The sequence below is a fragment of the Marinobacter sp. VGCF2001 genome (genome assembly GCF_049943275.1).
GTDB lineage: Bacteria > Pseudomonadota > Gammaproteobacteria > Pseudomonadales > Oleiphilaceae > Marinobacter.
The window spans coordinates 68,578-93,903 of sequence record NZ_JBNFVX010000011.1; the positions used below are offsets into that span (position 1 = coordinate 68,578).

Annotated in this window: 27 protein-coding genes; 15 read left to right on the top strand and 12 right to left on the bottom strand. The window is 59.3% G+C overall.

The window, feature by feature from the left end; genetic code table 11:
• Window positions 1-45: 45 nt before the first annotated feature.
• From ACP2AU_RS11685 to ACP2AU_RS11705, 5 genes are read right to left on the bottom strand one after another with little or no spacing between them, the layout of a single operon-like run.
• Window positions 46-363, bottom strand: a complete 318-nt coding sequence (locus ACP2AU_RS11685) for an STAS domain-containing protein (protein WP_426376375.1) — start codon at window positions 361-363, stop codon at window positions 46-48.
• Window positions 360-1,013 (bottom strand): MlaC/ttg2D family ABC transporter substrate-binding protein, encoded by a 654-nt coding sequence (locus ACP2AU_RS11690; RefSeq protein ID WP_426376376.1) that lies wholly within the window; start codon window positions 1,011-1,013, stop codon window positions 360-362. Before ACP2AU_RS11690 ends, ACP2AU_RS11685 begins: the two co-directional genes overlap by 4 nt.
• 25 nt (window positions 1,014-1,038) lie before the next feature.
• Window positions 1,039-1,488 carry an outer membrane lipid asymmetry maintenance protein MlaD gene (gene mlaD / locus ACP2AU_RS11695; RefSeq protein WP_426376377.1) on the bottom strand — a complete coding sequence of 150 codons (450 nt, stop codon included), beginning with the start codon at window positions 1,486-1,488 and terminating at the stop codon, window positions 1,039-1,041.
• A 19-nt stretch (window positions 1,489-1,507) separates the two neighbouring features.
• Window positions 1,508-2,290, bottom strand: a complete 783-nt coding sequence (gene mlaE / locus ACP2AU_RS11700) for a lipid asymmetry maintenance ABC transporter permease subunit MlaE (protein WP_426376378.1) — start codon at window positions 2,288-2,290, stop codon at window positions 1,508-1,510.
• Window positions 2,287-3,099 (bottom strand): ATP-binding cassette domain-containing protein, encoded by an 813-nt coding sequence (locus tag ACP2AU_RS11705; RefSeq protein WP_426376379.1) that lies wholly within the window; start codon window positions 3,097-3,099, stop codon window positions 2,287-2,289. Before ACP2AU_RS11705 ends, mlaE begins: the two co-directional genes overlap by 4 nt.
• A gap of 174 nt (window positions 3,100-3,273) precedes the next feature.
• On the opposite strand from ACP2AU_RS11705, the gene ACP2AU_RS11710 reads away from it, so the two are divergent.
• From ACP2AU_RS11710 to yjgA, 12 genes are all read left to right on the top strand, one after another.
• Window positions 3,274-4,263, top strand: coding sequence for a KpsF/GutQ family sugar-phosphate isomerase (locus tag ACP2AU_RS11710; RefSeq protein WP_426376380.1), 990 nt, complete (start codon window positions 3,274-3,276; stop codon window positions 4,261-4,263).
• Window positions 4,263-4,832, top strand: a complete 570-nt coding sequence (locus ACP2AU_RS11715; RefSeq protein WP_426376381.1) for a KdsC family phosphatase — start codon at window positions 4,263-4,265, stop codon at window positions 4,830-4,832. The genes ACP2AU_RS11710 and ACP2AU_RS11715 overlap by 1 nt, the downstream gene beginning before the upstream one ends.
• Window positions 4,829-5,428, top strand: a complete 600-nt coding sequence (gene lptC / locus ACP2AU_RS11720) for an LPS export ABC transporter periplasmic protein LptC (protein WP_426376382.1) — start codon at window positions 4,829-4,831, stop codon at window positions 5,426-5,428. The genes ACP2AU_RS11715 and lptC overlap by 4 nt, the downstream gene beginning before the upstream one ends.
• Complete coding sequence (gene lptA, locus ACP2AU_RS11725) at window positions 5,412-5,978, top strand: lipopolysaccharide transport periplasmic protein LptA (RefSeq protein WP_426376383.1); 567 nt, start codon at window positions 5,412-5,414, stop codon at window positions 5,976-5,978. The genes lptC and lptA overlap by 17 nt, the downstream gene beginning before the upstream one ends.
• Entirely contained in the window at window positions 5,956-6,681 is a 726-nt protein-coding gene (gene lptB / locus ACP2AU_RS11730; protein ID WP_426376384.1) for an LPS export ABC transporter ATP-binding protein, read from the top strand. Before lptA ends, lptB begins: the two co-directional genes overlap by 23 nt.
• Before the next feature lie 187 nt (window positions 6,682-6,868).
• Window positions 6,869-8,398: an RNA polymerase factor sigma-54 gene (locus ACP2AU_RS11735; RefSeq protein WP_426376385.1), complete on the top strand. Its 1,530-nt coding sequence runs from the start codon at window positions 6,869-6,871 to the stop codon at window positions 8,396-8,398.
• A gap of 73 nt (window positions 8,399-8,471) precedes the next feature.
• A complete protein-coding gene (gene hpf / locus ACP2AU_RS11740) occupies window positions 8,472-8,780 on the top strand; it encodes a ribosome hibernation promoting factor (RefSeq protein ID WP_426376386.1) in 309 nt (102 codons plus the stop codon).
• 89 nt (window positions 8,781-8,869) lie between these two features.
• Entirely contained in the window at window positions 8,870-9,340 is a 471-nt protein-coding gene (ptsN, locus tag ACP2AU_RS11745) for a PTS IIA-like nitrogen regulatory protein PtsN (protein WP_426376387.1), read from the top strand.
• 53 nt (window positions 9,341-9,393) lie between these two features.
• Complete coding sequence (gene rapZ / locus ACP2AU_RS11750; protein ID WP_426376388.1) at window positions 9,394-10,278, top strand: RNase adapter RapZ; 885 nt, start codon at window positions 9,394-9,396, stop codon at window positions 10,276-10,278.
• A gap of 6 nt (window positions 10,279-10,284) precedes the next feature.
• Window positions 10,285-10,554 carry an HPr family phosphocarrier protein gene (locus ACP2AU_RS11755; protein WP_426376389.1) on the top strand — a complete coding sequence of 90 codons (270 nt, stop codon included), beginning with the start codon at window positions 10,285-10,287 and terminating at the stop codon, window positions 10,552-10,554.
• Between the two features lie 91 nt (window positions 10,555-10,645).
• Window positions 10,646-12,007 carry a magnesium transporter gene (mgtE, locus tag ACP2AU_RS11760; protein ID WP_426376390.1) on the top strand — a complete coding sequence of 454 codons (1,362 nt, stop codon included), beginning with the start codon at window positions 10,646-10,648 and terminating at the stop codon, window positions 12,005-12,007.
• Between the two features lie 17 nt (window positions 12,008-12,024).
• Complete coding sequence (yjgA, locus tag ACP2AU_RS11765) at window positions 12,025-12,549, top strand: ribosome biogenesis factor YjgA (protein ID WP_426376391.1); 525 nt, start codon at window positions 12,025-12,027, stop codon at window positions 12,547-12,549.
• Here yjgA and ACP2AU_RS11770 read toward each other — a convergent pair whose 3' ends face one another.
• The 7 genes from ACP2AU_RS11770 to ACP2AU_RS11800 are packed head-to-tail and all read right to left on the bottom strand — an operon-like array spanning window position 12,550 to window position 21,644.
• Entirely contained in the window at window positions 12,550-13,374 is an 825-nt protein-coding gene (locus ACP2AU_RS11770) for a carbon-nitrogen hydrolase family protein (protein WP_426376392.1), read from the bottom strand.
• Between the two features lie 21 nt (window positions 13,375-13,395).
• Window positions 13,396-17,106 (bottom strand): YhdP family protein, encoded by a 3,711-nt coding sequence (locus ACP2AU_RS11775; RefSeq protein WP_426376393.1) that lies wholly within the window; start codon window positions 17,104-17,106, stop codon window positions 13,396-13,398.
• Between the two features lie 37 nt (window positions 17,107-17,143).
• On the bottom strand, window positions 17,144-18,625 hold the full coding sequence (rng, locus tag ACP2AU_RS11780) for a ribonuclease G (RefSeq protein WP_426376394.1): 1,482 nt from the start codon (window positions 18,623-18,625) through the stop codon (window positions 17,144-17,146).
• Window positions 18,622-19,224, bottom strand: coding sequence for a Maf family protein (locus ACP2AU_RS11785; protein ID WP_426376395.1), 603 nt, complete (start codon window positions 19,222-19,224; stop codon window positions 18,622-18,624). The genes rng and ACP2AU_RS11785 overlap by 4 nt, the downstream gene beginning before the upstream one ends.
• 4 nt (window positions 19,225-19,228) lie before the next feature.
• Complete coding sequence (gene mreD, locus ACP2AU_RS11790; RefSeq protein WP_426376396.1) at window positions 19,229-19,705, bottom strand: rod shape-determining protein MreD; 477 nt, start codon at window positions 19,703-19,705, stop codon at window positions 19,229-19,231.
• Window positions 19,705-20,571 carry a rod shape-determining protein MreC gene (mreC, locus tag ACP2AU_RS11795; RefSeq protein WP_426376428.1) on the bottom strand — a complete coding sequence of 289 codons (867 nt, stop codon included), beginning with the start codon at window positions 20,569-20,571 and terminating at the stop codon, window positions 19,705-19,707. The genes mreD and mreC overlap by 1 nt, the downstream gene beginning before the upstream one ends.
• Before the next feature lie 29 nt (window positions 20,572-20,600).
• Window positions 20,601-21,644 carry a rod shape-determining protein gene (locus ACP2AU_RS11800; protein ID WP_426376397.1) on the bottom strand — a complete coding sequence of 348 codons (1,044 nt, stop codon included), beginning with the start codon at window positions 21,642-21,644 and terminating at the stop codon, window positions 20,601-20,603.
• A 392-nt stretch (window positions 21,645-22,036) separates the two neighbouring features.
• On the opposite strand from ACP2AU_RS11800, the gene gatC reads away from it, so the two are divergent.
• Genes gatC through gatB form a run of 3 tightly spaced genes read left to right on the top strand, consistent with a single transcriptional unit; the run spans window position 22,037 to window position 25,289 of the window.
• Window positions 22,037-22,324 carry an Asp-tRNA(Asn)/Glu-tRNA(Gln) amidotransferase subunit GatC gene (gatC, locus tag ACP2AU_RS11805; RefSeq protein WP_426376398.1) on the top strand — a complete coding sequence of 96 codons (288 nt, stop codon included), beginning with the start codon at window positions 22,037-22,039 and terminating at the stop codon, window positions 22,322-22,324.
• Between the two features lie 33 nt (window positions 22,325-22,357).
• Window positions 22,358-23,815, top strand: a complete 1,458-nt coding sequence (gene gatA / locus ACP2AU_RS11810; protein ID WP_426376399.1) for an Asp-tRNA(Asn)/Glu-tRNA(Gln) amidotransferase subunit GatA — start codon at window positions 22,358-22,360, stop codon at window positions 23,813-23,815.
• Between the two features lie 22 nt (window positions 23,816-23,837).
• A complete protein-coding gene (gene gatB, locus ACP2AU_RS11815; protein ID WP_426376400.1) occupies window positions 23,838-25,289 on the top strand; it encodes an Asp-tRNA(Asn)/Glu-tRNA(Gln) amidotransferase subunit GatB in 1,452 nt (483 codons plus the stop codon).
• The last annotated feature ends 37 nt before the right edge of the window (window positions 25,290-25,326 follow it).

Here is a 25,326-nt window from a genome sequence, read left to right on the forward strand (position 1 = left end):
AAGTTGAAATCAGGGGCGGAATTGTAACCAATTCCCGGGCGCCGGTCAGCCGTGCGCGGAAAATCCGGGAATCTGATCCTGAAGATTACTGAGGGCAGCGAGCGATCTCAGCCGCTCACTGGCGCCGGTAAAAGACAGTTGGCAGTGGCGGCTCTGTGCCAGCCTCTGCCAGCACAACAGCATTGAGAGCACAACCGTGTGGGCCGTTCCGAGGCCGGAGAGATCAATGTCCAGTGCACCCTCGGCTTGACGGATTGCCTGCTCACCTTGTTTGCGCAAGCCCAGGACTGTGCCGGCATCCACATCGCCGCTGACTTTCAGCACAGCGCCCTCACGGACCAGCATCGGTGCACCGCTGGTCACGAGCGGTCCACCTGTTCGTCCAGGTTCAGCGAGTCCACCGCGTCACCCCAGCCATCAATGACCGCTTGCACCTGCCCCCGATTCTCTTCCATTTCCTGGGCAAAACGATCCCGGAATGCAAGCCCGATGTTCACGCCTTCCACGATGACGTTTTCCATCATCCAGCGGCCCTCGCTGTTGCGGTACATGGAATACGTCACCGGATACCGGTTGCCTGACGCACTGATCAACTCCATGTCCACACTCGCCCGATCATCGTTTTGGGGCAGGATGGTCGCTTCTTTGACGGTTATCTCGAAATCTTCGGACGTCACCAGCGCCTGGGCATAGCTGTCGAACAAGCTCCGCTTGAACTTTTCTACAAACGCATCCCGCTGTTCTGGCGTGGTTTGCCGCGCGTAGCGCCCCATCACCCTGGCTGCAATCCGGCGAAAATCAACAAACGCCTCAAGGGTCTGGTCCATACTGGTGTAAAACGCCTCGGGATCCTGCTCATAAAGACCCTTCTCGGCATTCAGCTTCTGAACCAGCTTCTGGGTGTTGTCGTCGACATACTGCTGCAGATCCTCTTCCGGCCCCGCCCAGGCCTGCCCCACCATCAGGGCCAATAGAGCAATCGTTAGCGTCAAACGTTGTGTCAGGGCGCTCATTCCTTTCTCCTGTGCAAGTTCTGGCTCAGCGGCCGGAAGCAAAGTTACTGATCAGACGTTCCAGATTCATGGCAGATTGCGTGGAGTAGAAGGTGTCTCCTGCCTTCAGCGATTCCAGATCTCCGCCGATCGATATATCAATGTACTGCTCGCCCAGCAAGCCGGATGTACGTATGACTGCCGCACTGTCAGCCGGTATATTGTCCACCTCACTGTTGATGGACATGGTAACCCGGGCCTGAAAGGTATTCCGGTCAAGGGTGATCGACTCAATGCTGCCCACCGTCACCCCCGCCATCGACACCTTGCCGCGGGGTGTCAACCCTCCGGTGTCATTGAAGTTGGCGTGCAGTGTATACGTTTGCTCTGCCGATTTTGGCGACAATCCGCTGACCTGCAACGCCAGAAACATGAGTGCGGCCACGCCGGCGACCATAAAAAGCCCGACAATGATTTCTACGTTTCTCTGTGCCATGAAAGGCTCCTGAATCCTGTTAAAAATCGCCGAACATGACGGCAGTCAGTACGAAATCCAGCCCGAGCACCGCCAGCGATGAATAGACAACCGTCTTGGTGGTAGCAGAGCTGATGCCCGCAGAGGTGGGCACACAGTCGTAGCCCTGATAAACCGCAATCCAGGCACAGACAAACCCGAACACCACGCTTTTAATAAAGCCATTCAGCACATCATCCACGAAGTCTACCGACGACTGCATATTGCCCCAGAAGGAGCCCTCGAACACGCCCAGCCACTCGACGCCAACCAGCATACCGCCCCAGATGCCCACCACCGAGAAAATCATGGCCAGCACGGGCATGGCAAGAAAGCCGGCCCAGAGTCTTGGCGCAACAACCCGGCGCAATGGGTCCACCCCCATCATTTCCATACTGGAGAGCTGCTCGGTGGCTTTCATCAACCCAATTTCGGCGGTCAGCGCCGAGCCGGCACGCCCCGCAAACAGCAAGGCTGTGACCACCGGCCCCAACTCGCGAACCAGAGTCAGGGCAATCATCTGGCCAATGGCGGATTCAGACCCGTAATCACTCAGGATAGTGTACCCCTGAAGACCGAGAACCATGCCAATAAACAACCCTGAGACGATAACAATGGCCAGCGACAGCACGCCCACCGAGTACAGCTGCTTTACCAGCAATGGAAAACCGGTGGCAGGCCTGGGCACGCCGGCCAGAACGCCGAAAAGAAACTGCCCGGAACGGCCGAACGACGCAAGAATACCCAGACCAAGCCGCCCGAGTTCAGCAAGACGGTTGATCATGACTGCATCCCCGCCAGACCAAAATCGGCCGCTGCATCCCCACCGGGATAATGGAATGGCACCGGGCCGTCCGGCGTGCCTTTGAGAAACTGCTGAACACGCTCAGACGGGTGCGCCCGCAACTGTTCCGGCGTCCCGGCGCCGATCACTTTGCCATCGGCAATAATGCAGGCGTAATGGCAGATGCTGAGCGATTCGGGCACATCGTGTGATACCAGCACACTGGTCAGCCCCATGGAGCTGTTGAGATCGCGAATCAGCTTGACCAGAACCCCCATGGCAATGGGGTCCTGGCCAGCGAAGGGCTCGTCGTACATGATCAATTCAGGGTCCAGTGCAATACTTCGGGCCAGCGCCACCCGGCGGGTCATGCCGCCGGAGAGCTCGGAAGGCATCAACTCTCTGGCGCCGCGAAGCCCCACGGCCTCGAGCTTCATCAAAACGATGTCGCGGACCATGTCTTCAGGCAAAGCGGTGTGAACGCGCAGCGGAAACGCCACATTTTCGTACACACTCAGGTCGGTGAACAACGCTCCGCTCTGGAACAACATTCCCATCCGTTCCCGGAGCCGGTACAGCGCCTTGCGCTTAAGCCGGGGTACATCGTAGCCCGCCACATTCACCCGCCCGGAATCCGGGCGGAGCTGACCACCGATCAGCCGTAGCAGGGTGGTTTTTCCGGTCCCGCTCGGGCCCATGATCGCGGTCACCTTGCCTCTGGGAATATCCAGGCTGACCCCATCGAAGATCCGGCGCCCGGACCGGGTAAACACCACGTCTTCCAGTGTTATGTATGCAGATGACTCCATAATCCCACCCTTTAAAGGAGCGCCTACAGTATGACAAGCTCCTTCAGACCTCAATTAAAGCAACGTAAAATGTCCTGATCGCAATGATCAGATGCGCTGCTGCAGGAGAGCTCAGCGCACAGGAAGTGATATACTTTCGCCTCAACTCCCAGATCGAGCATTCGGCCAGTCGAGATGACAGATTCAAACGCGACCACTACCCATGATTTCCGCACATCCGCCCTCAGGGCAATCCGGATTGAGCGAAAAGCCATCGAAGCACTGGAAGACCGTATCAACGGCGAATTCAGCCGGGCCTGCGAGCTGATCATGGCCTGCAGAGGCCGGGTTGTGGTGACCGGCATGGGCAAATCCGGGCACATAGGTAACAAAATCGCAGCCACTCTGGCCAGCACCGGCACACCCGCCTTCTTCGTGCATCCGGGCGAAGCCAGCCATGGCGACATGGGTATGATAACACCACAGGATGTCGTCATTGCTATCTCCAACAGCGGAAGCACCAGCGAGGTAGTCACCATTCTTCCGTTGATCAAACGCATGGGTGCGCCGCTGATCAGCATGACCGGCAAGCCGGACTCGGTGCTTGCCCAGGAGGCCGTGGCGAATTTGGATGTCAGCGTTGCCATCGAGGCTTGCCCGCTGGGGCTGGCCCCTACCTCCAGCACCACGGCCACACTGGTGATGGGGGATGCCCTGGCCGTCGCCCTGCTCGAGGCCAGAGGGTTCAGCGCCGAGGACTTTGCATTCTCCCACCCCGGCGGCAGCCTGGGGCGCCGGTTGTTGTTGCGGGTTTCCGACATTATGCATACGGGCGACCAGATCCCCAGCGTAACCGAGGGAACAACCCTGAGCGGCGCATTGCTGGAAATCACCCGCAAGGGTCTGGGGATGACCACCGTGGTCGACGGCGCCGGTACGCTCACCGGCATTTTCACAGACGGTGATTTGCGCCGGACCCTCGACAAATCCGCGGATGTTCACACCACCCCCATCCAGGATGTCATGACCCGTAACGGCAAAACCATCCGCGCCGATCACCTGGCTGCGGAAGCCCTTAACATCATGGAAGAAATGAAAATCAACGCTCTGCCCGTTACCGACGACAACGGCACGCTGGTGGGCGCCATCAATATGCATGACCTGCTTCGTGCTGGAGTGATCTGATGAACCGGACTTCGCACCCGCTGCAAGCTCACTGGGACGACACGCTGAAAGCCAGGGCCTCCGGCATCCGGCTGATCGCACTGGATGTCGACGGCATCATGAGCGATGGCCGACTGTATTTCAGCGCAAACGGCGATGAACTCAAGGCCTTCAATATCCTCGACGGCCTGGGCCTGAAGCAACTGATGGGGGCAGGCCTGACTGTTGCGGTGATTACCGGCAGGCGCTCACCGCTGACTGAAAAACGGATGTCAGACCTGGGCATTACGCACCTGATGCAGGGCCGGGAAGACAAAAAAGTTGCGCTTCTGGAACTGACCCGGGATATGAACCTGCAACCACACCAGATTGCCTACATGGGCGACGATCTGCCTGATTTACCGGCCCTGCAATTTGCCGGCCTTGGCATCACCGTCCCCAACGGTTACTGGCTGGTACGGCAGCACGCCGATTACTGTACGCGTATACCCGGCGGACAAGGTGCTGTCCGTGAAGCCTGCGACCTGTTGTTATGGGCCCGGGGGCAACTCGATGACACTCTGGCGCCCTATCTGGACAGCCAGGCATGATCAGCGGCATCTTCTCAGGCGACAGCGGCAAACGCCGGATCCGGGCTCTGGCCCTGGCGATTACCGTCCTGGCAACGGTGTTTCTGATGTGGCAAAGCGACGAACCTGTCAGTACCGGGGATGCCGCCAGCGAACTGCGCGGCCCGGCCGAACCGGATGGCTTTGTGGTAGGCGGTCGCTACCGCTCCTGGGATGAGCAGGGCAACCTTCAGATTATTCTGACCAGCCCGCGCATTGAACAGTTCGAGGACACCGGTACCGCCCGACTTAGCGAACCTGAAGCCCGGCTGTTCAGCCAGGACAGCCCGGAACCGTGGCTGGTTAACGCAGACGAAGGCAATCTCCGGCAGGGAAACGAGCAGCTGGAGCTGACCGGCAATGTCGAGCTGGTGCGGCAGCAGGATGCGCGGCGAGCCATTCTGGAGACCGAGGCACTGACCCTCGACAATAAACATGGCACAGTTTACACCGACCGGCCGGTGACCATTACCGAACCATTCGGGGTCACCCGCTCGACAGGCATGAAAGCCTGGATCAACGAACGCGTTCTGGAACTCAACTCCCGGGTAGAGGGGCAATATGAAACCGTCAGGTAAAAGATCTTTGCGCCGGCTGGCCATTCTGACCACGGCCTTGCTGGCCGGCCCTGCATCGGCATTTAATCTGGACTCGGACACGCCGATCAAAGTCAGCGCAGACTCCGCTCGCCTGGACGATACCGCCGGCACCGCCGTGTATACCGGTGCCGTGGAACTGGTTCAGGGCGAAACAAGGCTCGAAGCCGAGCGCGTGGTGCTTTATCGCAACGAACAGGGCGTCAGCCGCATAGAGGCCGCCGGCAACCCTGCCCATTACCGCCAGCCCGGACAATCCGGTGCAGCCACAACGGATGCACAGGCTCTGAACATCACCTGGTCTGGCGAGGAAAGCCTGGTCATTTTCGAGCGCCAGGCAGTCATCGAACAGGGCGGCAATGTGTTCCGCGGTGATGTCATTCACTACGATACCGTGCAGCGCGTGGTCACCGCAGACGGTGGCGAATCCCCGGACGGCAGTTCCGGCCGGGTGGAAATGGTCATCCAGCCGCGCAATTCAGCTCAATCCACTGACGGGAAAGGTTCGGATGGCAGTTCTCAGAGCCAGTAATCTGGCGAAAAGCTACAAGCAAAAGAAAGTCGTTCTGGATGTTTCCCTGGAAATCCGTTCGGGTGAGATCGTCGGCCTGCTCGGCCCCAACGGTGCCGGTAAGACCACCTGTTTCTACATGATTGTCGGCCTGGTCCCGGCGGACCGGGGCCGTGTCACCATCGACACCCAGGACATAACACCGCTGCCCATGCACGGCCGGGCTCGCAAAGGCATTGGCTACCTGCCCCAGGAAGCCTCGGTCTTTCGCAAACTCACCGTGCGCGACAACATCATGGCCATCCTCGAAACCCGCAAGGGCATGAGCAGGGCCGACCGCGAGGCCAAACTGGAAGAACTGCTGGAGGAGTTCCACATCACCCACATCCGGGACAGCGTGGGTATGGCGCTCTCCGGTGGCGAACGGCGCCGGGTTGAAATCGCACGGGCACTTGCCATGGAGCCGGCGTTCATCCTGCTGGACGAACCCTTTGCCGGGGTCGACCCCATTTCCGTCAGTGACATCAAACACATCATCCGCCACCTTCGCGACAAGGGAATCGGAGTACTGATTACCGACCACAACGTTCGGGAAACCCTCGACATCTGCGAAAACGCCTATATTGTCTCCGGAGGCCACATCATTGCCTCCGGAAATGCCGAAGCCATTCTCTCCAACCAGCAGGTGAAAGAGGTTTATCTGGGCGAAGAGTTTCGACTTTAAGCGAACAAACCGGGGTTTATCCGGGCGCTGATTGTTTTGATGATCTGGAGCAAGTAAACTCGGCAAAAAACTTGCTTATACTGTCCACAGACAACGGCAAGTAACCAGCACACAACATTTTTTCGGCACGTGCGCCGGCAACGCAACAACCGGGATGCCCACGAGTGATGGATCTTGAGCCATGGTTATGAAAGCCTCATTACAGCTTAAGCTGGGCCAGAGCCTGACCATGACGCCCCAGCTGCAGCAGGCCATACGCCTGCTCCAGCTCTCTACCCTCGATCTTCAGCAGGAAATCCAGCAGGCGCTGGAATCCAACCCCATGCTGGAAACACCTGAAGACGACGAGCACACCGAGAGCGAGGAACGCGAGGAGAGCGAACACAGCGAAGCCTCTGCTGCCGAATCAGCGCAAGACGACAGCCAGCAGGACACAAACACCGACTGGGATGAGACCGAGAACGGCCCGGACTGGTCGTCAGAAAACGACATCCCGGACAACATTCCAGACGACCTGCCGGTCGATACTGCCTGGGACGACATCTACCAGTCTGCTCCCGCGCCGGCCAGCAAGGGCGACGACGAGAACGACTCCGATTTCGAGACCCGGAACTCCCCTACCGAGACCCTGCGGGACCATCTGGAATGGCAACTGAATCTGACGCCACTGAGCGAACGCGACCAGGCCATTGCCCACGCCCTGATGGACGCCGTTGATGAACGAGGCTATCTGACCTCGACCCTCGAAGACATCCATGCCGGGCTGGCAGACGAATCCGAAGAAGACCCTCTGGAACTGGATGAAGTTCAGGCTGTACTGCATCGCCTGCAACATTTCGATCCACCGGGGGTGTTTGCCCGGGATCTTCAGGAATGCCTGCTGATTCAGCTGAACCAGCTGCCGCCCGATACCCCGTGGCTGCGCCAGGCTCGCCTGGTCGTTACCCAGTTTCTGCACCTCCTCGGCAACCGCGACTACGCCCAACTGTTGCGCCGCAGCCGCCTGAAGGAAGACCAACTGAAACAGGTGCTGGCCCTGATTACCAGCCTGAACCCCCGCCCGGGGGACGTGGTTGACCGGGCCGAGCCGGATTATGTCATTCCGGACGTCATCGTTCGCAAGCATGAAGGCCGCTGGAGGGTGGAACTGAACCCCGAGATTGCCCCGCGCATACGGGTGAATGCCAGCTATGCCTCGCTCATCCGGCGGGCTGACAGCAGTGCCGACAATACTTACCTGCGCGATCAGCTGCAGGAGGCCAAATGGTTTATCAAGAGCCTGCAAAGCCGGAACGAAACCCTGCTCAAGGTTGCCACGCGCATTGTGGAACACCAACAGGGATTCCTCGACCAGGGCGAAGAAGCCATGAAGCCGCTGATTCTCTCGGACATCGCCCAGGCGGTGGAGATGCACGAGTCCACCATCTCACGCGTGACCACCCAGAAATACATGCATACTCCGCGAGGCATCTTCGAGCTGAAGTACTTTTTCTCCAGCCACGTCAGCACCGCGGAAGGCGGCGAATGCTCCTCTACAGCCATCCGGGCGATGATCAAAAAACTGATTGCCGAGGAAACCCCGAAAAAGCCATTGAGCGACAGCAAAATTGCGGCCATGCTAGGGGAACAGGGAATCAACGTGGCCCGGCGCACCGTGGCCAAGTACCGGGAGGCCATGCACATACCTCCCTCGAACGAACGTAAACGACTGGTTTAAACTTTCACCGGTGCAAGATGCACCGGTACGCAAGCCGGCAAGTGCGCCGGCAGTATGACAACAGGAGACGCCTATGCAACTCAACATTTCCGGCCATCACGTAGAACTGACTCCCGCTCTGAAGGATTACGTCAACACCAAGTTCGAGAAGCTGGAGCGTCACTTCGACCACATCAGTAACTGCCAGGTCACCCTGGAGGTCGAGAAGGTACGCCAGTTGGCCGAAGCTACGCTGCACGTCATCGGTGGCGAGATTCACGCAAAGGCAGAAAACGAGGATATGTATGCCGCTATCGACGCCCTCGTCGACAAGCTGGACCGCCAGATCCTCAAGCACAAAGAAAAGAATGTAGACCGGATGCACGGTAACGGCGCCCGCTAAACGGCGGACCTTACCGGGTGTTTCATGACACGAGCTGCGGCGGGGCTAACCGGCCGCAGCCTTTTTTTTAACGGACGTATAGTCGATCCATGAGCGACCCATCCCTGACCATCGATAACATTCTTGCGCCTGAGCTGACCCTTTGCCGGGCCTCGGCTTCAAGCAAGAAGCGTGTGCTGGAGTTCATCGCCGAACGGATTCACTTCCAGGACGAGATACTCAGCGACACCCAGATCTTCAACAATCTGGTCTCGCGCGAACGGCTGGGCAGTACCGGTATTGGCGAGGGGATCGCCATCCCCCATTGCCGCCTGGAAGGCCTCGACCGGGTGATCGGAGTACTGATGACCCTGGAGGAGCCGGTCGACTTTGATGCCATCGATAACCAGCCTGTCGACCTGGTGTTTGCGCTGATCGTGCCCAAAGAAGCCACCAGCGAGCACCTGGAACTTCTGAGCCAGCTGGCGGAGCGGTTCAACGATAACGAATTCTGCACACAACTGCGCCAATGCACAGACGCCGCCAGCCTTTACCAGCGTATGACGAAGAATCATCACTGAGATCAGCCTCGACATTGAGAGGCTGCCAGGCAGATTGAAGGAGATACAGCCCCATGAAGCTGATTATCGTCAGTGGCCGGTCCGGTTCCGGCAAAAGTACCGCCCTGCACGTGCTGGAAGACCTGGGTTTCTACTGCATCGACAACCTGCCCATTGGCCTGCTGTTCCCGCTGACCCGGGAAGCAACCACCCAGGAAGCGCCCGGTCGTCTCAAGAAAATGGCCGTCAGCATTGATGCACGCAACCTGTCCGGTGAACTGGCGAACTTTGAAGTCATCTATGAGCAGCTGAAAAAGACCGGTGTCGAGGTCGAAATCATTTTCCTGGACGCCGACGAGCAATCGCTGCTGCAGCGCTTTCACGCGACCCGCCGCAAACACCCGCTGAGTGACGACAAGACCTCATTGCGGGAGGCCATTACCAATGAGAAGCTGTTGCTGGAGCCCTTGTCAAAGCTCGCCGATCTGTACGTGAACACCACCGGGCTGTCTATGTACGAGCTGCGCGACATGATCAAGCAGCGGGTTGCAGGGCGCAAAGACCAGGAACTGGCCCTGCTGTTCCAGTCCTTTGGTTTCAAGCATGGTGTACCGGTAGACTCGGACTACGTCTTCGATGTGCGCTGTTTGCCCAACCCGTACTGGGACACCAGCCTGCGCAAGCATACCGGTGTCGACCAACCCGTCATCGATTTTCTGGAGCGCGAACCCCTGACCCGGCAAATGGTGGACGACCTGACCGGCTTTCTGAATACCTGGCTGCCCTCCTTTGCCGACAGCAACCGCAGCTACATGACCATTTCCATTGGCTGCACCGGGGGCCAGCACCGCTCGGTTTATGTCTGTGACCAGCTGGGGCGCCATTTCCGGGACCACTACCACAACGTGCAGGTTCGCCATACCGAGCTGCCGCACCTGCAAGCCCGGGGGGAGATCTGAGCGCCTATGATTTGCCGCCCCATCACGATTATTAACAAGCTTGGCCTGCACGCGCGGGCCACGGCGAAACTCGTGGCCACCGCCTCGGAATTCAGCAGCAGTGTCCGTATTCGCGGCAAAGGCCGGGACGTAGACGCCAAAAACATCATGCAGGTGATGATGCTCGCCGCCAGCCAGGGCACCGAGGTGGAACTGGTTGCCGACGGCCCGGATGAACAGGATGCCGTCGAGAAGCTGGCCGCACTGATCGATGATTATTTCGGCGAAGGACAATAACCGCCGGTTTCGTCATTCACCTACAATCCTTTCTCACGTGTGCCACCTAACTCCGCTATAATGCAAAGGTTTTCTGATCGCAGGTGGTTCAATGACCGACATTCTGGAAAAAAGCCAGGCCCGCCAACGTCTTCGCTCACTCAGTGAAGCGCTGGACAGTGGTGCCCTCAAGCAGGTGGCCCGCATTCTGAATGGCGGCCTGAGCCCCAGTGACATTGCCCACTTACTGGAATCCTCACCGCCGCGCCAGCGGGCGCTGCTGTGGAACCTGGTCGACAAACAGCTGGAAGGGGAAGTTCTCCAGTACCTGGGCGACGATATCCGTGGTTACTTCCTGAGTCAGCTGAACGCCCAGGAACTGGCGGACATTCTTGAAGATTTCGAGTCGGATGATCTGGCTGACCTGCTCCAGCAACTGCCGGATACCGTGATCCAGGAAGTTCTGGACACCATGGACGAGCAGGACCGCCAGCGAGTCGAGGAAGTTCTCGCTTACCCGGAGGACACCGCCGGCGGCCTGATGAACACCGACACCATTACGGTGCGCCCGGACATCAGTGTCGACGTTGTGCTGCGTTACCTGCGCCGGCACCGCAGCCTGCCGCCGATGACCGACAGCCTGATTGTAGTCAGCCGGCGGGACGAGTTTATCGGTATGCTGCCCATTACCCGAATGCTGGTGTCCAACCCCGCGGCGACCGTGCGGGAGGTTATGGACACAGACATCGAACCCATCCCGGTAACACTCTCGGATACCAAAGTGGCTACCCTGTTCGAACGTTACGATCTGATTTCCGCCCCGGTAGTAGACGAGAGCAGCAAACTGCTGGGCCGGATTACCATCGATGACGTAGTCGATGTTATCCGTGAAGACGCCGACCATTCTTTGATGAGCATGGCCGGCCTGGATGAGGACGAAGATACCTTCGCCCCGGTTATGAAAACCACTCGCCGCCGTGCAGTCTGGCTGGGCATCAACCTGATTACCGCGTTTACCGCATCGGCGGTGATTGGCCTGTTCGAGGAGACCATTGCCAAAGTGGTGGCCCTGGCAGTGCTGATGCCGATTGTCGCCAGTATGGGCGGCATTGCCGGCAGCCAGACACTGACCCTGGTCATCCGGGGCATGGCGGTTGGTCAGATCAGCGGCGCCAACGTGGGGTGGCTGCTGAACCGGGAGTTTCTGTCCGGAATGCTGAACGGCCTGTTATGGGCAGTGGTGGTTGCCGCGGCAGCCGTGGCCTGGTTCCAGGACTGGCTGATAGGCGCCATCATTGCCGCCGCGCTGATCATCAATCTGGTGGCGGCAGCGCTGGTGGGTACCGTCTTGCCACTGTTCCTGAAATCCCGGAACATTGATCCGGCGCTTGCCGGCAGCGTGATACTGACCACCGTCACCGACGTTATCGGCTTCATGGCCTTCCTGGGGCTGGCCACCATTTTCTATGCCTGAGCAATCTGTGATCCATCATGACTGATCAATTTGACGACGAACACCAGGAATATCTTGGCCCGAGCAAATCGCAGCTCAAGCGCGAAATGCACGCTCTGCAGGAATTGGGAAAGCGTATGCTGGACCTTAACGACGAGCAGCTGGCCACCCTGTCCATAAGCGATACCCTGAAAAATGCCATTCTCGAATCACGCCGCATTCCCCAGCGTGAGGCGCGCAGACGGCACCTGCAGTACATCGGCAAGGTATTACGCCATGAGGACGACCCGGAGACCATTGGCCGGGCCATTGACGCCTTCTATGCCGGCAGCGAAGAGCACACCCGCCGGCACCACCTGGCCGAGCGCTGGCGTGACCGGATGATCTCGGAGGGCGACAAGGTAGTCGGCGAGTTTATTGATTACTGCCCCGCCGCCGACATTCAGCACCTGCGCAACCTGGTGCGCAACGCCCGCAAAGAAGTGGCCAAAGGCCAGAATACCGGCCAGTCCCGGAAACTGTTCCGGGCCCTGCGCGAATGGATTGACGACGCCGAGCAATAATTACAGCTGCCGGTGCTCCCACACCGGCATCTGGCTGCGCAACTGTCGCAACAGGGCAAGGTCCAGATCGGCGCTCGCAATGCCCGGCCCCTCGTCGTATTCACTGACCACCCTGCCCCAGGGATCGCAGATCAGACTGTGGCCGTAGGTCCGGCGCCGGCTGCTGTTGTCGCCACCCTGCCCCGGCGCGACCACCCACACCTGGTTTTCAATCGCACGGGCGCGTATCAACGCGTGCCAGTGGGCATTACCGGTCTGCCAGGTGAAGGCACTCGGTAGGGACACCCACTCCACCTGCTGCTCCCGCAGTGCCCGGAACAGCTCCGGGAAGCGCAGGTCGTAACAGATCGCCAGCCCCAACCGGCCAGCAGGGGTATCAACGGCAACCACCTGGTTGCCGGGCTCAAAGGTATCCGACTCCCGGTACTGGCCGTGCGCATCTTCGACCATGGCATCGAACAGGTGAATTTTATCGTAGCGGGCCACCTCGTCGCCCTGATCATTGTAGACAAGGCAGCTGGCCCGAACCCGGTCTGCGATGTCCGAACCATCCGGCCGGCGGGCCAGCGGCAGGGAACCGCCCACAATCCACAGGCCCAGGGCCCGCGCCTGCTCAGACAGAAACTGCCGGATGACCGGTTCGCTCCCCACTTCCCGGCGACCACATTCAAGCATCTGCGCAGTGGCGAGAACGGCAAAGTTCTCGGGCAACACGGCCACTCGCGCACCCCGCCCGGCCGCCTCGGCCAGCAATGTACGTGCTTCCTCAAGATTGGCATCGACGTCGTGGGTACTCACCATCTGGATTGCCGCAACCTGTGCCATTTTTGCCTCCTGGTTTCTGGCTTATTCTCCGGTATCAAACACGCCTCTGAGGTCGACCTCGGGCTCACTCCAGCTTCCGGTTACACTATAAGTGGCACTGGTGAGCCGGCTCAACGGGTCGCCGAGAATCTTGTCGAGCACGAACAGTGCACCGCCAATCGGTGCGCTGGCCCCCATCAGCAAGGCAGCCAGCGGCAGATTCTGGGTTACCGGCAACACCAGCACCAGGCGCATATCCAGGCTTTCGTCTGTCATATTCGTAGTGCCACTGAGTTTGAACGCGCCGGACGGACCCACCAACTGTAACTCCGGATCAAGCGTCACCAACCCGTTTATGATCTGCGCCTTACCGGATATCGCATCAAACGCCACACCCCGCTCGTAAAGATCCGAGAAATCGAGCTGTAACCGCCGCCACAGAGTATCTGTATTCAGCAAATTGAACACCCGGAACAGCTGTGCTGAATTACTCTGCTCCATAATCATGCCATCGTCCAGCCGGATGCTCACCGAGCCGCTGATCTTGCCTGGCGCAATGTCGTCCGGGCCGCCCGGCCAGTCCAGATCCAGCTCCACCCCCGTTTCTGCGTTGGTCATCGGAATGGAGGTACCGGTCAACGCTTCGAGGTCCTTCAGGGCTCCGCCATTGAGTGACCCGCGGAACCGGGTTGCCTCACGCTTATCAATCACGCTCCAGGTCATGTCGCCGGATAGCACCAGGGAGCCCAGCCGGCCCTCCATCGCCTGCACGTTCAATTGGTAAGGCTCCGGACGCAGCTTGAACTGCCAGTTGCCCGCTGACTGTCCATCCAGCCGCAAGTCTGCAATACGCACGTCGATGTCCGGCCAGTTCCCCATATCCAGATCCCTGAACGCCTGAAGCTGCTCTTCCAGCGTCAGCAGTTCCCGGCCGCGGGGGGCTGTTTCCGGCTCACGCACCAGACGAAGGGTTTCGAAATCGGCTTCGACGATGCCCTCCGATTTCGGCAGCAGCACACGCCCCTTGGCCCTGTCCGATTCGGTGTGAATGATCCAGCGATCGTCCAGTTCGAGCGCCTTGACCGAGATGTCGGTCAAGCGATGGGAGCCGAGGTTGAGGGAATCGAACATCAGCTCGAACCCCGTCTCTTGCAACAGGAAATGGGCATCAATCCGGTCCTGCCACTGAGCGGAAACAGACAGACCTGCACTTTCGAACGGGTCGACCCGGACAGTCAGCGGCGCGTGCTCTGCGCTGGCCTTCGCTAACGGTTCCGGCCAATCTACCTGCAGGCCTTGCAGGTCTGAATAAAGCTCGATGACCGGGTTTTGACGCCCGCCCAGCTCCAACTCAGCGCTGTAGTGAAGCGCGCCGGAGAGGCCCGGGGCGGCTTTTTCCGGCACATTGAAAGCCGTCAGGGAAGCCGGTATCGCTAACTTTCCTGTCTGGCGCACGGAAATACCGGAACCCTTGTCGGAGACAGACAAACCGATATCCACCGGCTGACCGAAAAAACGGGCTGTGGCAGGCTCGCCGGTAAAACCGTCGGTACTGTCATAGGTAATATCGGCAGCAATTTCTTGCCAGCTCAGGCCTGCTCCGGGCAGCTCAAACCCGCCGTTCCCGGTTTGCAGTCGCGCTGTCACCCGGGGCTCGTGCCCTTCTGCCAGGGGCAGATCAAGCCCGAGGTCGAGTTCGAAGCTGCCGCTATAACGGGCCTCGGTGTCACCGTACCCCAGTAACTCACCCAGAGGGGTATTGGTCAGCCACCAGGGCACGCGCTCACCGGGCACGACAGTACTGGCAGCAACGTCGACCCGGGTAGGGTTATCGACTTTGCCGGGAATCACGCGCACCTCTGTGTTTTTCAGCTCAAGGCCTCCGATCTGCCCGCTGGCCAGAGCTACCCGGGTATCGGAATTCTGGATGACTACACGCCCCTGCGACTGCTCAACCGCTGGCCAGCCGGGGTCAAAACGAATGGCGGCGTCCTCAAACCCATACCACATGGACGACACAAAAGCCCCGGAGGGTGCTTCGGCATCGATACGACCGTGGCCATAATACCGGCCGCGAACGCGGGCCTGCGAAATGCTCTCGGTCAGCCAGTTGTAGAGCTCTCCGCCAACGGCATGGACCGGCACAAAGTCCGCCAACATACTGGCGTTGCCGTCCTCCACGCCGACTCTCAAACCCAGGTTATCCTCGCCGAACTGGTCAAGCCGCAGATCAAAAGCGCCACTTAGCCGGGTGTCGGCCTGGTAGGTAAATTCCAGATCTTCGGAATGCACCCGGGTTATCCCTCCGGACAGGTTCCAGGCCACAGTTCCAGACAGCGAATCCAGTGTCCACTCGGTATTGAACAGTTCGGGAAAGCCGAGTATCGCCGGCTCACGGGTATTCAGAACCACCCGGCCGCTGACTGCATCCATTTGGATATGTCCATCCAGCCCCCGGGCCCCGGGCGCTCCCGACCAGGCGCTGACCCCCACATCCCGGAGCCTTGCGCTCAGTGAAAACAGCGCGCCCTGCTCCGGCAAAACGAACAGCATATCGTCGAGAAAACCGGTGGGCTGATAATGCACCAGAGCTTCGTTCGCCTCTTTCGGTAACAGGCGCAGTGCCTCCACCAGGCGCCGCAGGGGTTGCAGCGGCAGCGAGTCTGCTACCAGCGTCAGGTCACCGTCCCGGTCGCCAATCCGGATACTGAACGGAGATACCGGGTCGCCAATCCAGTCCCAGCGCAATTCCTGAAGGTTGAGAGCTTCGCCCCGGCGCCAGCCAAAACGGGCCTCGATGTTTTCCAGGGGCGCAAGGGAAGCCTGATTCACACCCAGCTGAAGATAGGGGGTGCTGACCTGCCCCTGAATCTGCTCCAAATCACCGCCGGCAAAGGTTAGCCAGCCGCTTCCGCCCAGATCGAACCCCTCGACCCGAATGCCCCGCCATTGGAGGTCATCAATCAGGCCATCAAAGAATCGACCGGAACCGACATCGAGATAAAGCTGCCCGGTAAACTCGCCCCGGAAAAAGCCCTGCCCGACCAGGGCAAAGCGGGCAAGCTCAGTGGTGGTTCCGCTTTGCATGGCCCGGCCTGCAGCCTGGAACAAGCCGCCCCGATAAGACAAATCCAGCTGCGGGATATCAACAAAACGCAGGTTCTGCCTACTGGGCCCAAGGCCCAGGCTTACCCGGGTAACCCGAACTTCCGGGTTGGACAGCCAGCGTCCGGCCACGCGAAGCCAGTGCTGGAGTTCCGGCGGGCCCGGCTCCGCGAGCTCCACTATTTCCTCCACCGGGTTGGTGAACGGGTCCTCTGTGGGGCGCACGACCGTCAGCGCCAGCCCGTCGGCATCGAAGTTCCGGAACACAAGCCGGAAACGGAACAGGGAGGCAAAAAAGTCCAGCCGCAACGCCAGATGCTCAAGCTCTGCCTCCAGCCGGCCTGAATCGGGGGAACGAACGGTGATATCTTTGGCGGTTATGGAAGGGTCCAGCCAGTACCATTGGGATGAGAGGCTGCCGACCGAGACGTCCAGGCCGGTGGCTGCAGAGAGTTCTCCGGCGAGCTCATCTGAAAACCGGTCAAGGCTCGCGGTCAGCTGGCGGCCCACACCCACGTAGAGGGCAAACAACACCAGTACCACCAGTATCGCCCACCAGACCACGCTGGCGAAGCCCGCCAATCCGCGGGCAACCAGGCCACGGTCATCCTCGGCTGGCTGCGAACTGTCCGGCTCGCGGATTGACATAACATTCAGCTCCCTGCAACGCCCTGCTGCTCAGCGGTCAGAGCAACACAACGTCGTACTGTTCCTGACTGTAAAAAGGCTCTACCTGGAAGCGAATGGTTTTGCTGATAAAGGTTTCAAGATCGGCCACGTTGTCCGATTCCTCATCCAGCAGGCGGTCCACGACTTTCTGGGAGGCCATCACCAGATAATTCTCCGCCTCGTAGGCCCGGTTAACCCGGAGAATCTCCCGGAAGATCTCGTAACACACGGTTTCGTCTGTTTTCAGGAAGCCCCGGCCATCGCATATCGGACAAGGTTCGCACAAAACCTGCCCGAGACTCTCGGTGGTGCGCTTTCGGGTCATCTCCACCAGCCCCAGTTCCGAGACGCCGGTAATTTTGGTTTTGGCGTGATCACGCTCCAGCATTTTCTCGAGCATCCGGTGAACCTGGCGCTGGTGCTCCGGGTCTTCCATGTCGATGAAGTCAATAATAATGATCCCGCCCAGGTTGCGCAGCCTGAGTTGACGGCTGATCGCCCTGGCCGCTTCCAGGTTGGTTTTGAAGATGGTTTCTTCAAGATTGCGATGGCCCACAAAGGCACCGGTGTTGATATCAATCGTGGTCATCGCTTCGGTCTGATCAACGATCACGTAGCCACCGGACTTCAGCTGCACCTTGCGGCTCAGGGCTTTCTGGATTTCGTCTTCCACCGAATACAGATCAAAAATCGGACGCTCGCCCGGGTAATACTCCACCTTGTCGGCAAACTCGGTGACAAACTCTTTTACAAACCCCATCACCCGCTGATAGCTCTCCCGGCTATCAATCCGCACTTTCTCGGTTTGCGGTCGGATCAGGTCACGAATGGTGCGGATAAACAGCGGCAGGTCCTGATAGACCACCGAGGGCGCCGCCGCTTTGCCAATCTGTTCCTGGATCGACTGGCTCAGGCGGTGCAGGTATTTCATATCCGCGATCAGGTCTTCCGCTGCGGCCGCTTCGGCGGCGGTGCGGATGATATAGCCGCCCTGGACATCGTCGTGCTCGGAAGCACCTTCTTCGATCAGGGATTTCAGGCGCGCCCGCTCGGTGTCATCTTCAATACGCTGGGAAATTCCGATATGGCAAACACCGGGCATGAACACCAGATAACGGGAGGGAATGGAAAGCTGGGTGGTCAGGCGAGCACCCTTGGTTCCGATGGGATCTTTGGTGACCTGAACCACCAGGGACTGCCCTTCCCGCAATAGTGTGCGAATGTCCGGCACACTTTTCGGGGTGTCTGACGGCTCGTCGGGCGATGGCTGGCCACTGACCACGTCGGAGGCATGAATAAACGCCGCCCGTTCAAGGCCTATATCCACAAACGCCGCTTCCATACCCGGTAGCACCCGCACCACCTTGCCCTTGTAGATATTACCCACAATCCCCTTGCGGCTGGTGCGCTCGATGTAGGCTTCCTGCAACATTCCGTTTTCAACCAGCGCCACGCGGGTCTCTACCGGGGTGACGTTAATCAGGATCTCTTCACTCATGCTTGGCTCTCCTTACTGCATGGCCAGTGGTGCCAGACAGGGTCGCCTGCGCTTGCCAGTAATTCGGCCGTTTCCCGCAGGGGCAAACCCACCACGGCGCTATAGCTTCCCCTGAGCTCCCGGACAAAGATACCACCAAGTCCTTGAATACCGTAGCCGCCCGCCTTGTCCATGGGCTCACCGGTGGCCACATAAGCGTTGATTTCGGCCGCCTCGAGCTCGCGGAACGTCACATCCGTCACCACCACCAGGGCCTGACACTGGTCTGCCTGAGCCAGTGCCACCGAGGTCATCACCTGATGGGTGTTTCCCGACAGGCGCTGCAACATATCGCCCGCCTCGGCTTCAGAGGCCGGTTTACCGAGAATTTCTCCGTTCAGCACCACGGAGGTATCCGAGCCCAGTACCAAAACGTCCGGCGCTGCACGGGAGACAGCCAGGGCTTTTTCACGCGCCAGGCGCTCGACATAATCTCTCGCCGGTTCCGCCGGCTGCGGGGTCTCGTCGATTTCGGCCGGCATCACCCGAAAACTCACCCCGATCTGTCTCAGCAGTTCGGCCCGGCGTGGTGACGCCGAGGCCAGAATGAGGCCACTCATAAAGTCATCCCAGTTTACGGTTGATTCGGTCCAGCACGCCACTGACCAGAGGCCACGCCACTGCACTGGTAACCGCGGGCCACAAGTAACTGAATCCGGCCCCTTCGGCGCCCAGGAGCTGTTTTACAAAGTGCACCAGCATCTGGTTGATCCCCAGAAGCAGGAACACCATCAGGCATTGCTGGGGCAGCGGATACATACGGAGCCGTTGATGAATGGTCAACACGAGGAAGGCGATGAGCGCCATACCGATGGCATTCACCCCCAGGGGCGTGGATTCCAGTATGTCCAGCAATAATCCCAGGCACCAGGCCATAAGAATGCCGAACTGGGCCGGAGCCCGGAAGGTCCAGTAGAAAACGATCAGCCCCAGCCACTCCGGCCGGAACGTGAACCAGTCCACCGGGAACAGGGAAATACTTAAAACCAGCGACAACACGACGGTAATCGCGAACAGCGGGTAACTGATTACCGATAACATCAGTTCGCCTCCTCATCAGCCGGCTCGACGGGTGCGCTTTGCGGCCGTGAGCGTTGCTCGGGCTGAAATACCACCAACACCAGGCGGCTCTGGTTCAGGCTCGCTTTCGGTGTGGCCCGTATCGTGACGAAAGGCTCTCCGGACTCTTTGGTAATGGCGTTGACTTCCGCTACCGGATACCCCCGGGGGAAGCGGCCGCCCAGACCGGAACTGACCAGCATATCCCCTTCGCGGACATCCGCCGTGTCCGGCACATGAACCAGGTCCAGTTCATTGCTGTCGCCGTTACCCAGCAAAATCGAGCGCAGGCCGTTACGCACCACTTCTACGGGCACGGCATGGCTGCTGTCAGAGACCAGCAGCACCCGGGAGGTAAACTGGCTGGTCTGGATGATTTGCCCCATCAGGCCTTCCGCATCCAGCACTGCCTGGCCCGCTGTGAGCCCGTCGCTCTCACCTTTGTTGATGATGATTTCATGGGAAAAGGGATCGGGCGACACACCCACGACTTCGCCAACAATGACCCGGTCGTCCAGTACTTCAGAGGAGTTCAGCAGCCGGCGCAGCTCGTTGTTTTCCGATGCCAGTGCCGCATACTTGAGCGCGCGACGCTCGAGAATCAACAGGCGGGTTTTGAGTTCTTCATTCTCCCGCTGGAGGTCATCGCGGCTGACAAACAGCCCGGAGAACCAGTCGGCGAAGGAATGCGGGGCATTACCCAGCCAATACACCGGTGCCAGGCCGGTCGCCAGGGTGCTCCGCACCGCCGTCAGCTTGTCAAAACGGGCATCGGCAGCGATCAACGCTGCCGATAACAGAATGACGAGGAAAAGCCGGAAGCCGGGTACCGGTCCCTGGACAAATATGGTCTTAATGGCTTAGCCCTCCCACGGGATTACCCCTCCTGGGAGAACATTCCGATGCCACCGCGATCAATCACTTCCAGAGCTTTTCCACCACCCCGGGCAACGCAGGTCAGCGGGTCTTCCGCGATGATGACCGGCAGGCCGGTTTCTTCGCTGATCAGTTTATCAAGGCCACGCAACAGGGCTCCGCCACCTGTCAGTACAATCCCGCGTTCGGCAATGTCAGACGCCAGTTCGGGTGGAGACTGCTCCAGCGCGCTTTTCACGGTCTGGACGATCTGGGCCAGGGACTCCTGGAGCGCGTCGAGGATTTCTTCACTGTTAAGGGTGAAGGCCCGGGGCACGCCTTCTGCCAGGTTGCGACCGCGCACATCAATTTCGCGCACTTCAAGGCCTTCGTAGGCACAGCCGATTTCGTGCTTGATGCGTTCGGCGGTGGAATCCCCGATCAGGCTGCCGTAGTTGCGACGCACGTAGGTAACGACAGCCTCGTCGAACTTGTCGCCGCCAACCCGGACGGATTCAGCGTAGACGATGCCATTCAGGGAGATGATGGCAATCTCGGTGGTGCCGCCGCCGATGTCGACAATCATGGAGCCGCTGGCTTCTTCCACCGGCAGGCCGGCGCCAATGGCAGCCGCCATCGGCTCTTCGATCAGGAAGACTTCCCGCGCGCCTGCACCCAGCGCTGATTCGCGAATGGCTTTGCGTTCTACCTGGGTGGATTTGCTGGGTACACACACCAGTACCCGGGGGCTTGGAGTAATAAAGCTGTTTTCGTGCACTTTATGGATGAAGTGCTGGAGCATTTTTTCCGTCACCACGAAGTCTGCAATCACGCCGTCTTTCATAGGCCGGATGGCGGTAATGTTGCCCGGTGTGCGGCCCAGCATACGTTTGGCTTCGGACCCGACAGCAGCGACCATTTTCTGCGAGTTGTTGGTCCGTATGGCTACAACGGAGGGTTCGTTCAGGACAATGCCGCGTTCGCGTACGTAGATAAGAGTGTTGGCGGTGCCCAGGTCGATGGACAGGTCGCTTGAGAATAAGCCTCGGAGTCTTTTGATTAACATTCGTGTTGTTTCAACCTGAGAGTTGCGGTTGCGGAAAAGAATGCGGCAACTTTAGCAGTGAGCACCTACTCAGGCAAGGCGCCATCGGGGCTTTGGGGCTTACCATTCGCACATTTTATAGCTTTATACGGGGCCAATGTTGCGTGGGATTCTGCTAATATGTCGGGCCTGTTTTGATGGATGCAAGGATGCCTTGGGGGACTGCTTTCCAAAAACCGCTCCTTCGGCACATCCCTGTGGCGCTTCTGTTCCGCCATCCATGGCTCCACAAATTTTTGGAAAGCAGTCCCCCAAGGCATCCCCGGACGGCAGAGTGTTACCGGACTCAAGCCAGCTCAGCCATCCGGGCATTATTGCATTAAATTGTTTTCACACACGCTTTTGGAGGCAACGTGAGCATTTCCCGAGCGGACATTGAAAAAGTTGCCGTGCTCGCCCGTATTAAGGTGGACAGCGAGCAGGTTGCAGCTCTTGAGAAAGACCTGGGCAATATTCTGGACCTGGTGGATCAGTTGAGTGCCGCCGATACCGAGTCGGTAGAGCCCATGGCGCATCCGCTGGATGCAGTGCAGAAGCTGCGGCCGGATGTGGTGACCGAAACCAATCAGCGGGAGGCGTTCCAGGCGATTGCGCCGGCCACCGAGGATGGGTTGTATCTGGTACCCAGGGTTATTGAGTGATTTGGTCGTCCATCAGAGATTTCGGGATTTATCATGCATAACAAGTCTGTAGCAGAGCTATCCAGAGAGCTGGAGAGCGGCAAGGTGTCGAGTGTGGAGCTGACGCAGCAGTTCCTGGACCGTCTGAAGACCGAAGACGGCAACTACAACAGCTTTATTACCATTTCCGACGAGCAGGCGCTGGCCGAGGCGAAAGCCGCCGACGAGATGCGCGCTGCGGGCAAGGCGACGGTGTGGACCGGGGTTCCGTTTGCCCACAAGGACATTTTTTGCACCAGCGGTGTTCGTACGTCCTGCGGCTCCAGAATGCTGGACAACTTCGTGCCGCCCTACGATGCCACGGTGACCGCTAACTTCAAGGCGGCTGGCGCGGTGTGCCTGGGCAAGACCAACATGGACGAATTCGCCATGGGGTCGTCCAATGAATCGAGCTTTTATGGCCCGGTGACCAACCCCTGGGGCCTGTCCAGCGGAGACAAGCGGGTGCCGGGCGGCTCTTCCGGTGGTTCAGCGGCTGCGATTGCAGCTCGGCTGGTGCCGGCGGCCACTGGCACGGATACCGGGGGTTCTATCCGCCAGCCCGCGGCGTTATGTGGCATTACCGGGCTGAAGCCAACCTATGGCCGGGTGTCCCGTTACGGGATGATTGCCTTTGCCTCTTCTCTGGACCAGGGAGGGCCGATGGCGCGCACGGCGGAGGACGCGGCGTTGATGCTGAATGTGATGGCGGGGCACGATCCGAAGGATTCCACCTGCATCGACCGGGAAGTGCCGGATTACACCGCCACGTTGAACGAGCCACTGAAGGGCCTGAAGATCGGCCTGCCGAAGGAGTATTTCAGCGATCAACTGTCTCCGGCCATGGAAGAGCAGGTTCGTAACGCGATCCGGGAATACGAAAAGCTGGGGGCCACCGTAAAGGAGGTTTCCCTGCCGAACGCGAAGCTGGCCATCGCGGCCTATTATGTAATTGCCCCCGCTGAGGCCTCCGCCAATCTCTCCCGTTTTGACGGCGCACGTTACGGCTATCGTTGTGAGAATCCGAAAGACCTGGCGGATATGTACACCCGCACCCGGGCTGAAGGGTTTGGCGGCGAGGTGAAGCGTCGGATTCTGGTGGGCACCTATGCCCTGTCTGCCGGTTATTTCGATGCCTATTACCTGAAAGCGCAGAAGGTGCGCCGGCTGATTCAGCAGGATTTCATCAACGCCTTCAAGGAAGTCGACATCCTGATGAGTCCGGTGACTCCGTCACCCGCGTTCGTTCAGGGCGAGAAAACCACCGATCCGGTATCTATGTACCTGGAAGATGTCTTCACCATCGCCATCAACCTGGCAGGCATTCCGGCCATGTCGGTACCGGCCGGTTTTGTTGATGGGCTGCCGGTGGGGCTGCAGATGATCGGGGATTACTTCTCCGAGGCCCGTTTGCTGAACGCCGCCCATCAATTCCAGCAGGTGACCGACTGGCACCAGCGTGAACCGAAATAAGCCCGGACCAGGAGACCAACAGATGCAGTGGGATATCGTGATCGGGCTGGAAATTCATGTTCAGCTCGCGACTCAGACCAAGATTTTCTCCGGCTCCAGCACCGCTTATGGTGCCGAGCCCAACACCCAGGCCAACGCCGTGGACCTGGCCATGCCGGGCACCCTGCCGGTGCCCAACGAGCAGGCGTTTCGCTATGCCGTGATGTTCGGCCTGGCCACCAATGCCGAGATCGGCCGCCGCTCGGTGTTCGAGCGGAAAAACTATTTCTATCCGGACCTGCCCAAGGGCTACCAGACGACCCAGCTGGCTTTGCCCATCGTGGGCCCCGGCCATGTAGATATCGATTTGGCCGACGGCAGCAGCAAGCGCGTGCGCATCCATCACGCGCACCTGGAAGAAGACGCCGGCAAATCCCTGCACGAGGACTACCACGGCATGACCGGCATCGATCTGAACCGGGCCGGCACGCCGCTGATCGAGGTGGTCACCGAGCCGGACATGAACAGCGCCGAAGAGGCCGTGGCCTTTGCCAGGAAGCTGCACAGCCTGGTGACATCGCTGGGTATCTGCGATGGCGATATGTCTCAGGGCTCCATGCGCTTTGACGTGAACATTTCCCTGAAACCCAAAGGCAGCGACACTCTGGGCACCCGCACCGAGACCAAGAACCTGAACTCGTTCCGGTTCATGGAACAGGCCATCGCCCACGAAGTGGAGCGGCAGATGGATATTCTGGAAGATGGCGGCAGCATTACTCAGGAGACCCGGCTGTACAACGGCGACCGGGACGAATCACGCTCCATGCGCAGCAAGGAAGAAGCCAACGATTACCGCTACTTTCCCTGCCCGGACCTGCTGCCGGTAGACATCGACGACGCCTTCATCGAAGACGCCCGCGCTCGCCTGCCGGAACTGCCCGACGCCCGCCGCGCCCGTTTCAAGGAGCAGTACGGTCTGAACGATTACGACGCCGGCATTCTGTCTGCAGACGCCAGGCTGGCCGCGTTCTTCGAAGACACCGTGGCACACGGCAAAGATGCCAAACTGGCCGCCAACTGGATTCAGGGCGAGTTCTCGGCGCGCCTGAATGCCGAGGAGAAGGCCGTTGCCGAGTCGCCTATCTCCGGTGCCCAGTTGGGTGATCTGGTGGTACGGATTGCCGACAACACGGTCTCTTCCTCCGGCGCCAAGAAGGTGTTTGAGGCGCTCTGGACCGGCGAGAACGATAATGTGGACGCCATCATCGAGGCCAAGGGGCTGAAGCAGGTGTCTGACACCGGCGCTCTGGAGGCCATGGTGGATGAGGTTCTGGCCGGTATGCCGGATCAGGTGGCGCAATATCAGGGCGAGGAAGATCCGAAGAAGCGCAAGAAGATGCTGGGTGGTTTCATGGGGCCGCTGATGAAGGCCTCCAAGGGCCAGGGCAACCCCAAGCTGTTCAACGAGATTCTCGTTCGCAAGCTTGGCGGTTAAGTTTTGGCTTTGGTGTGGGCCGTTTTGTTTCGGCCCT

What these genes read in the sequence shown, in the direction of transcription:
- ACP2AU_RS11775 (WP_426376393.1), bottom strand. Translation starts at nt 17,106, where the DNA reads ATGTCAATCCGCGAGCCGGACAGTTCGCAGCCAGCCGAGGATGACCGT.
- mlaE (WP_426376378.1), bottom strand. Translation starts at nt 2,290, where the DNA reads ATGATCAACCGTCTTGCTGAACTCGGGCGGCTTGGTCTGGGTATTCTT.
- gatB (WP_426376400.1), top strand. Translation starts at nt 23,838, where the DNA reads ATGCAGTGGGATATCGTGATCGGGCTGGAAATTCATGTTCAGCTCGCG.
- ACP2AU_RS11770 (WP_426376392.1), bottom strand. Translation starts at nt 13,374, where the DNA reads ATGGCACAGGTTGCGGCAATCCAGATGGTGAGTACCCACGACGTCGAT.
- yjgA (WP_426376391.1), top strand. Translation starts at nt 12,025, where the DNA reads ATGACTGATCAATTTGACGACGAACACCAGGAATATCTTGGCCCGAGC.
- ACP2AU_RS11800 (WP_426376397.1), bottom strand. Translation starts at nt 21,644, where the DNA reads ATGTTAATCAAAAGACTCCGAGGCTTATTCTCAAGCGACCTGTCCATC.
- lptA (WP_426376383.1), top strand. Translation starts at nt 5,412, where the DNA reads ATGAAACCGTCAGGTAAAAGATCTTTGCGCCGGCTGGCCATTCTGACC.
- ptsN (WP_426376387.1), top strand. Translation starts at nt 8,870, where the DNA reads ATGAGCGACCCATCCCTGACCATCGATAACATTCTTGCGCCTGAGCTG.
- ACP2AU_RS11690 (WP_426376376.1), bottom strand. Translation starts at nt 1,013, where the DNA reads ATGAGCGCCCTGACACAACGTTTGACGCTAACGATTGCTCTATTGGCC.
- ACP2AU_RS11755 (WP_426376389.1), top strand. Translation starts at nt 10,285, where the DNA reads ATGATTTGCCGCCCCATCACGATTATTAACAAGCTTGGCCTGCACGCG.
- ACP2AU_RS11715 (WP_426376381.1), top strand. Translation starts at nt 4,263, where the DNA reads ATGAACCGGACTTCGCACCCGCTGCAAGCTCACTGGGACGACACGCTG.
- lptC (WP_426376382.1), top strand. Translation starts at nt 4,829, where the DNA reads ATGATCAGCGGCATCTTCTCAGGCGACAGCGGCAAACGCCGGATCCGG.
- lptB (WP_426376384.1), top strand. Translation starts at nt 5,956, where the DNA reads ATGGCAGTTCTCAGAGCCAGTAATCTGGCGAAAAGCTACAAGCAAAAG.
- rng (WP_426376394.1), bottom strand. Translation starts at nt 18,625, where the DNA reads ATGAGTGAAGAGATCCTGATTAACGTCACCCCGGTAGAGACCCGCGTG.
- rapZ (WP_426376388.1), top strand. Translation starts at nt 9,394, where the DNA reads ATGAAGCTGATTATCGTCAGTGGCCGGTCCGGTTCCGGCAAAAGTACC.
- ACP2AU_RS11735 (WP_426376385.1), top strand. Translation starts at nt 6,869, where the DNA reads ATGAAAGCCTCATTACAGCTTAAGCTGGGCCAGAGCCTGACCATGACG.
- ACP2AU_RS11705 (WP_426376379.1), bottom strand. Translation starts at nt 3,099, where the DNA reads ATGGAGTCATCTGCATACATAACACTGGAAGACGTGGTGTTTACCCGG.
- mgtE (WP_426376390.1), top strand. Translation starts at nt 10,646, where the DNA reads ATGACCGACATTCTGGAAAAAAGCCAGGCCCGCCAACGTCTTCGCTCA.
- gatA (WP_426376399.1), top strand. Translation starts at nt 22,358, where the DNA reads ATGCATAACAAGTCTGTAGCAGAGCTATCCAGAGAGCTGGAGAGCGGC.
- ACP2AU_RS11785 (WP_426376395.1), bottom strand. Translation starts at nt 19,224, where the DNA reads ATGAGTGGCCTCATTCTGGCCTCGGCGTCACCACGCCGGGCCGAACTG.
- mreD (WP_426376396.1), bottom strand. Translation starts at nt 19,705, where the DNA reads ATGTTATCGGTAATCAGTTACCCGCTGTTCGCGATTACCGTCGTGTTG.
- mlaD (WP_426376377.1), bottom strand. Translation starts at nt 1,488, where the DNA reads ATGGCACAGAGAAACGTAGAAATCATTGTCGGGCTTTTTATGGTCGCC.
- hpf (WP_426376386.1), top strand. Translation starts at nt 8,472, where the DNA reads ATGCAACTCAACATTTCCGGCCATCACGTAGAACTGACTCCCGCTCTG.
- ACP2AU_RS11710 (WP_426376380.1), top strand. Translation starts at nt 3,274, where the DNA reads ATGACAGATTCAAACGCGACCACTACCCATGATTTCCGCACATCCGCC.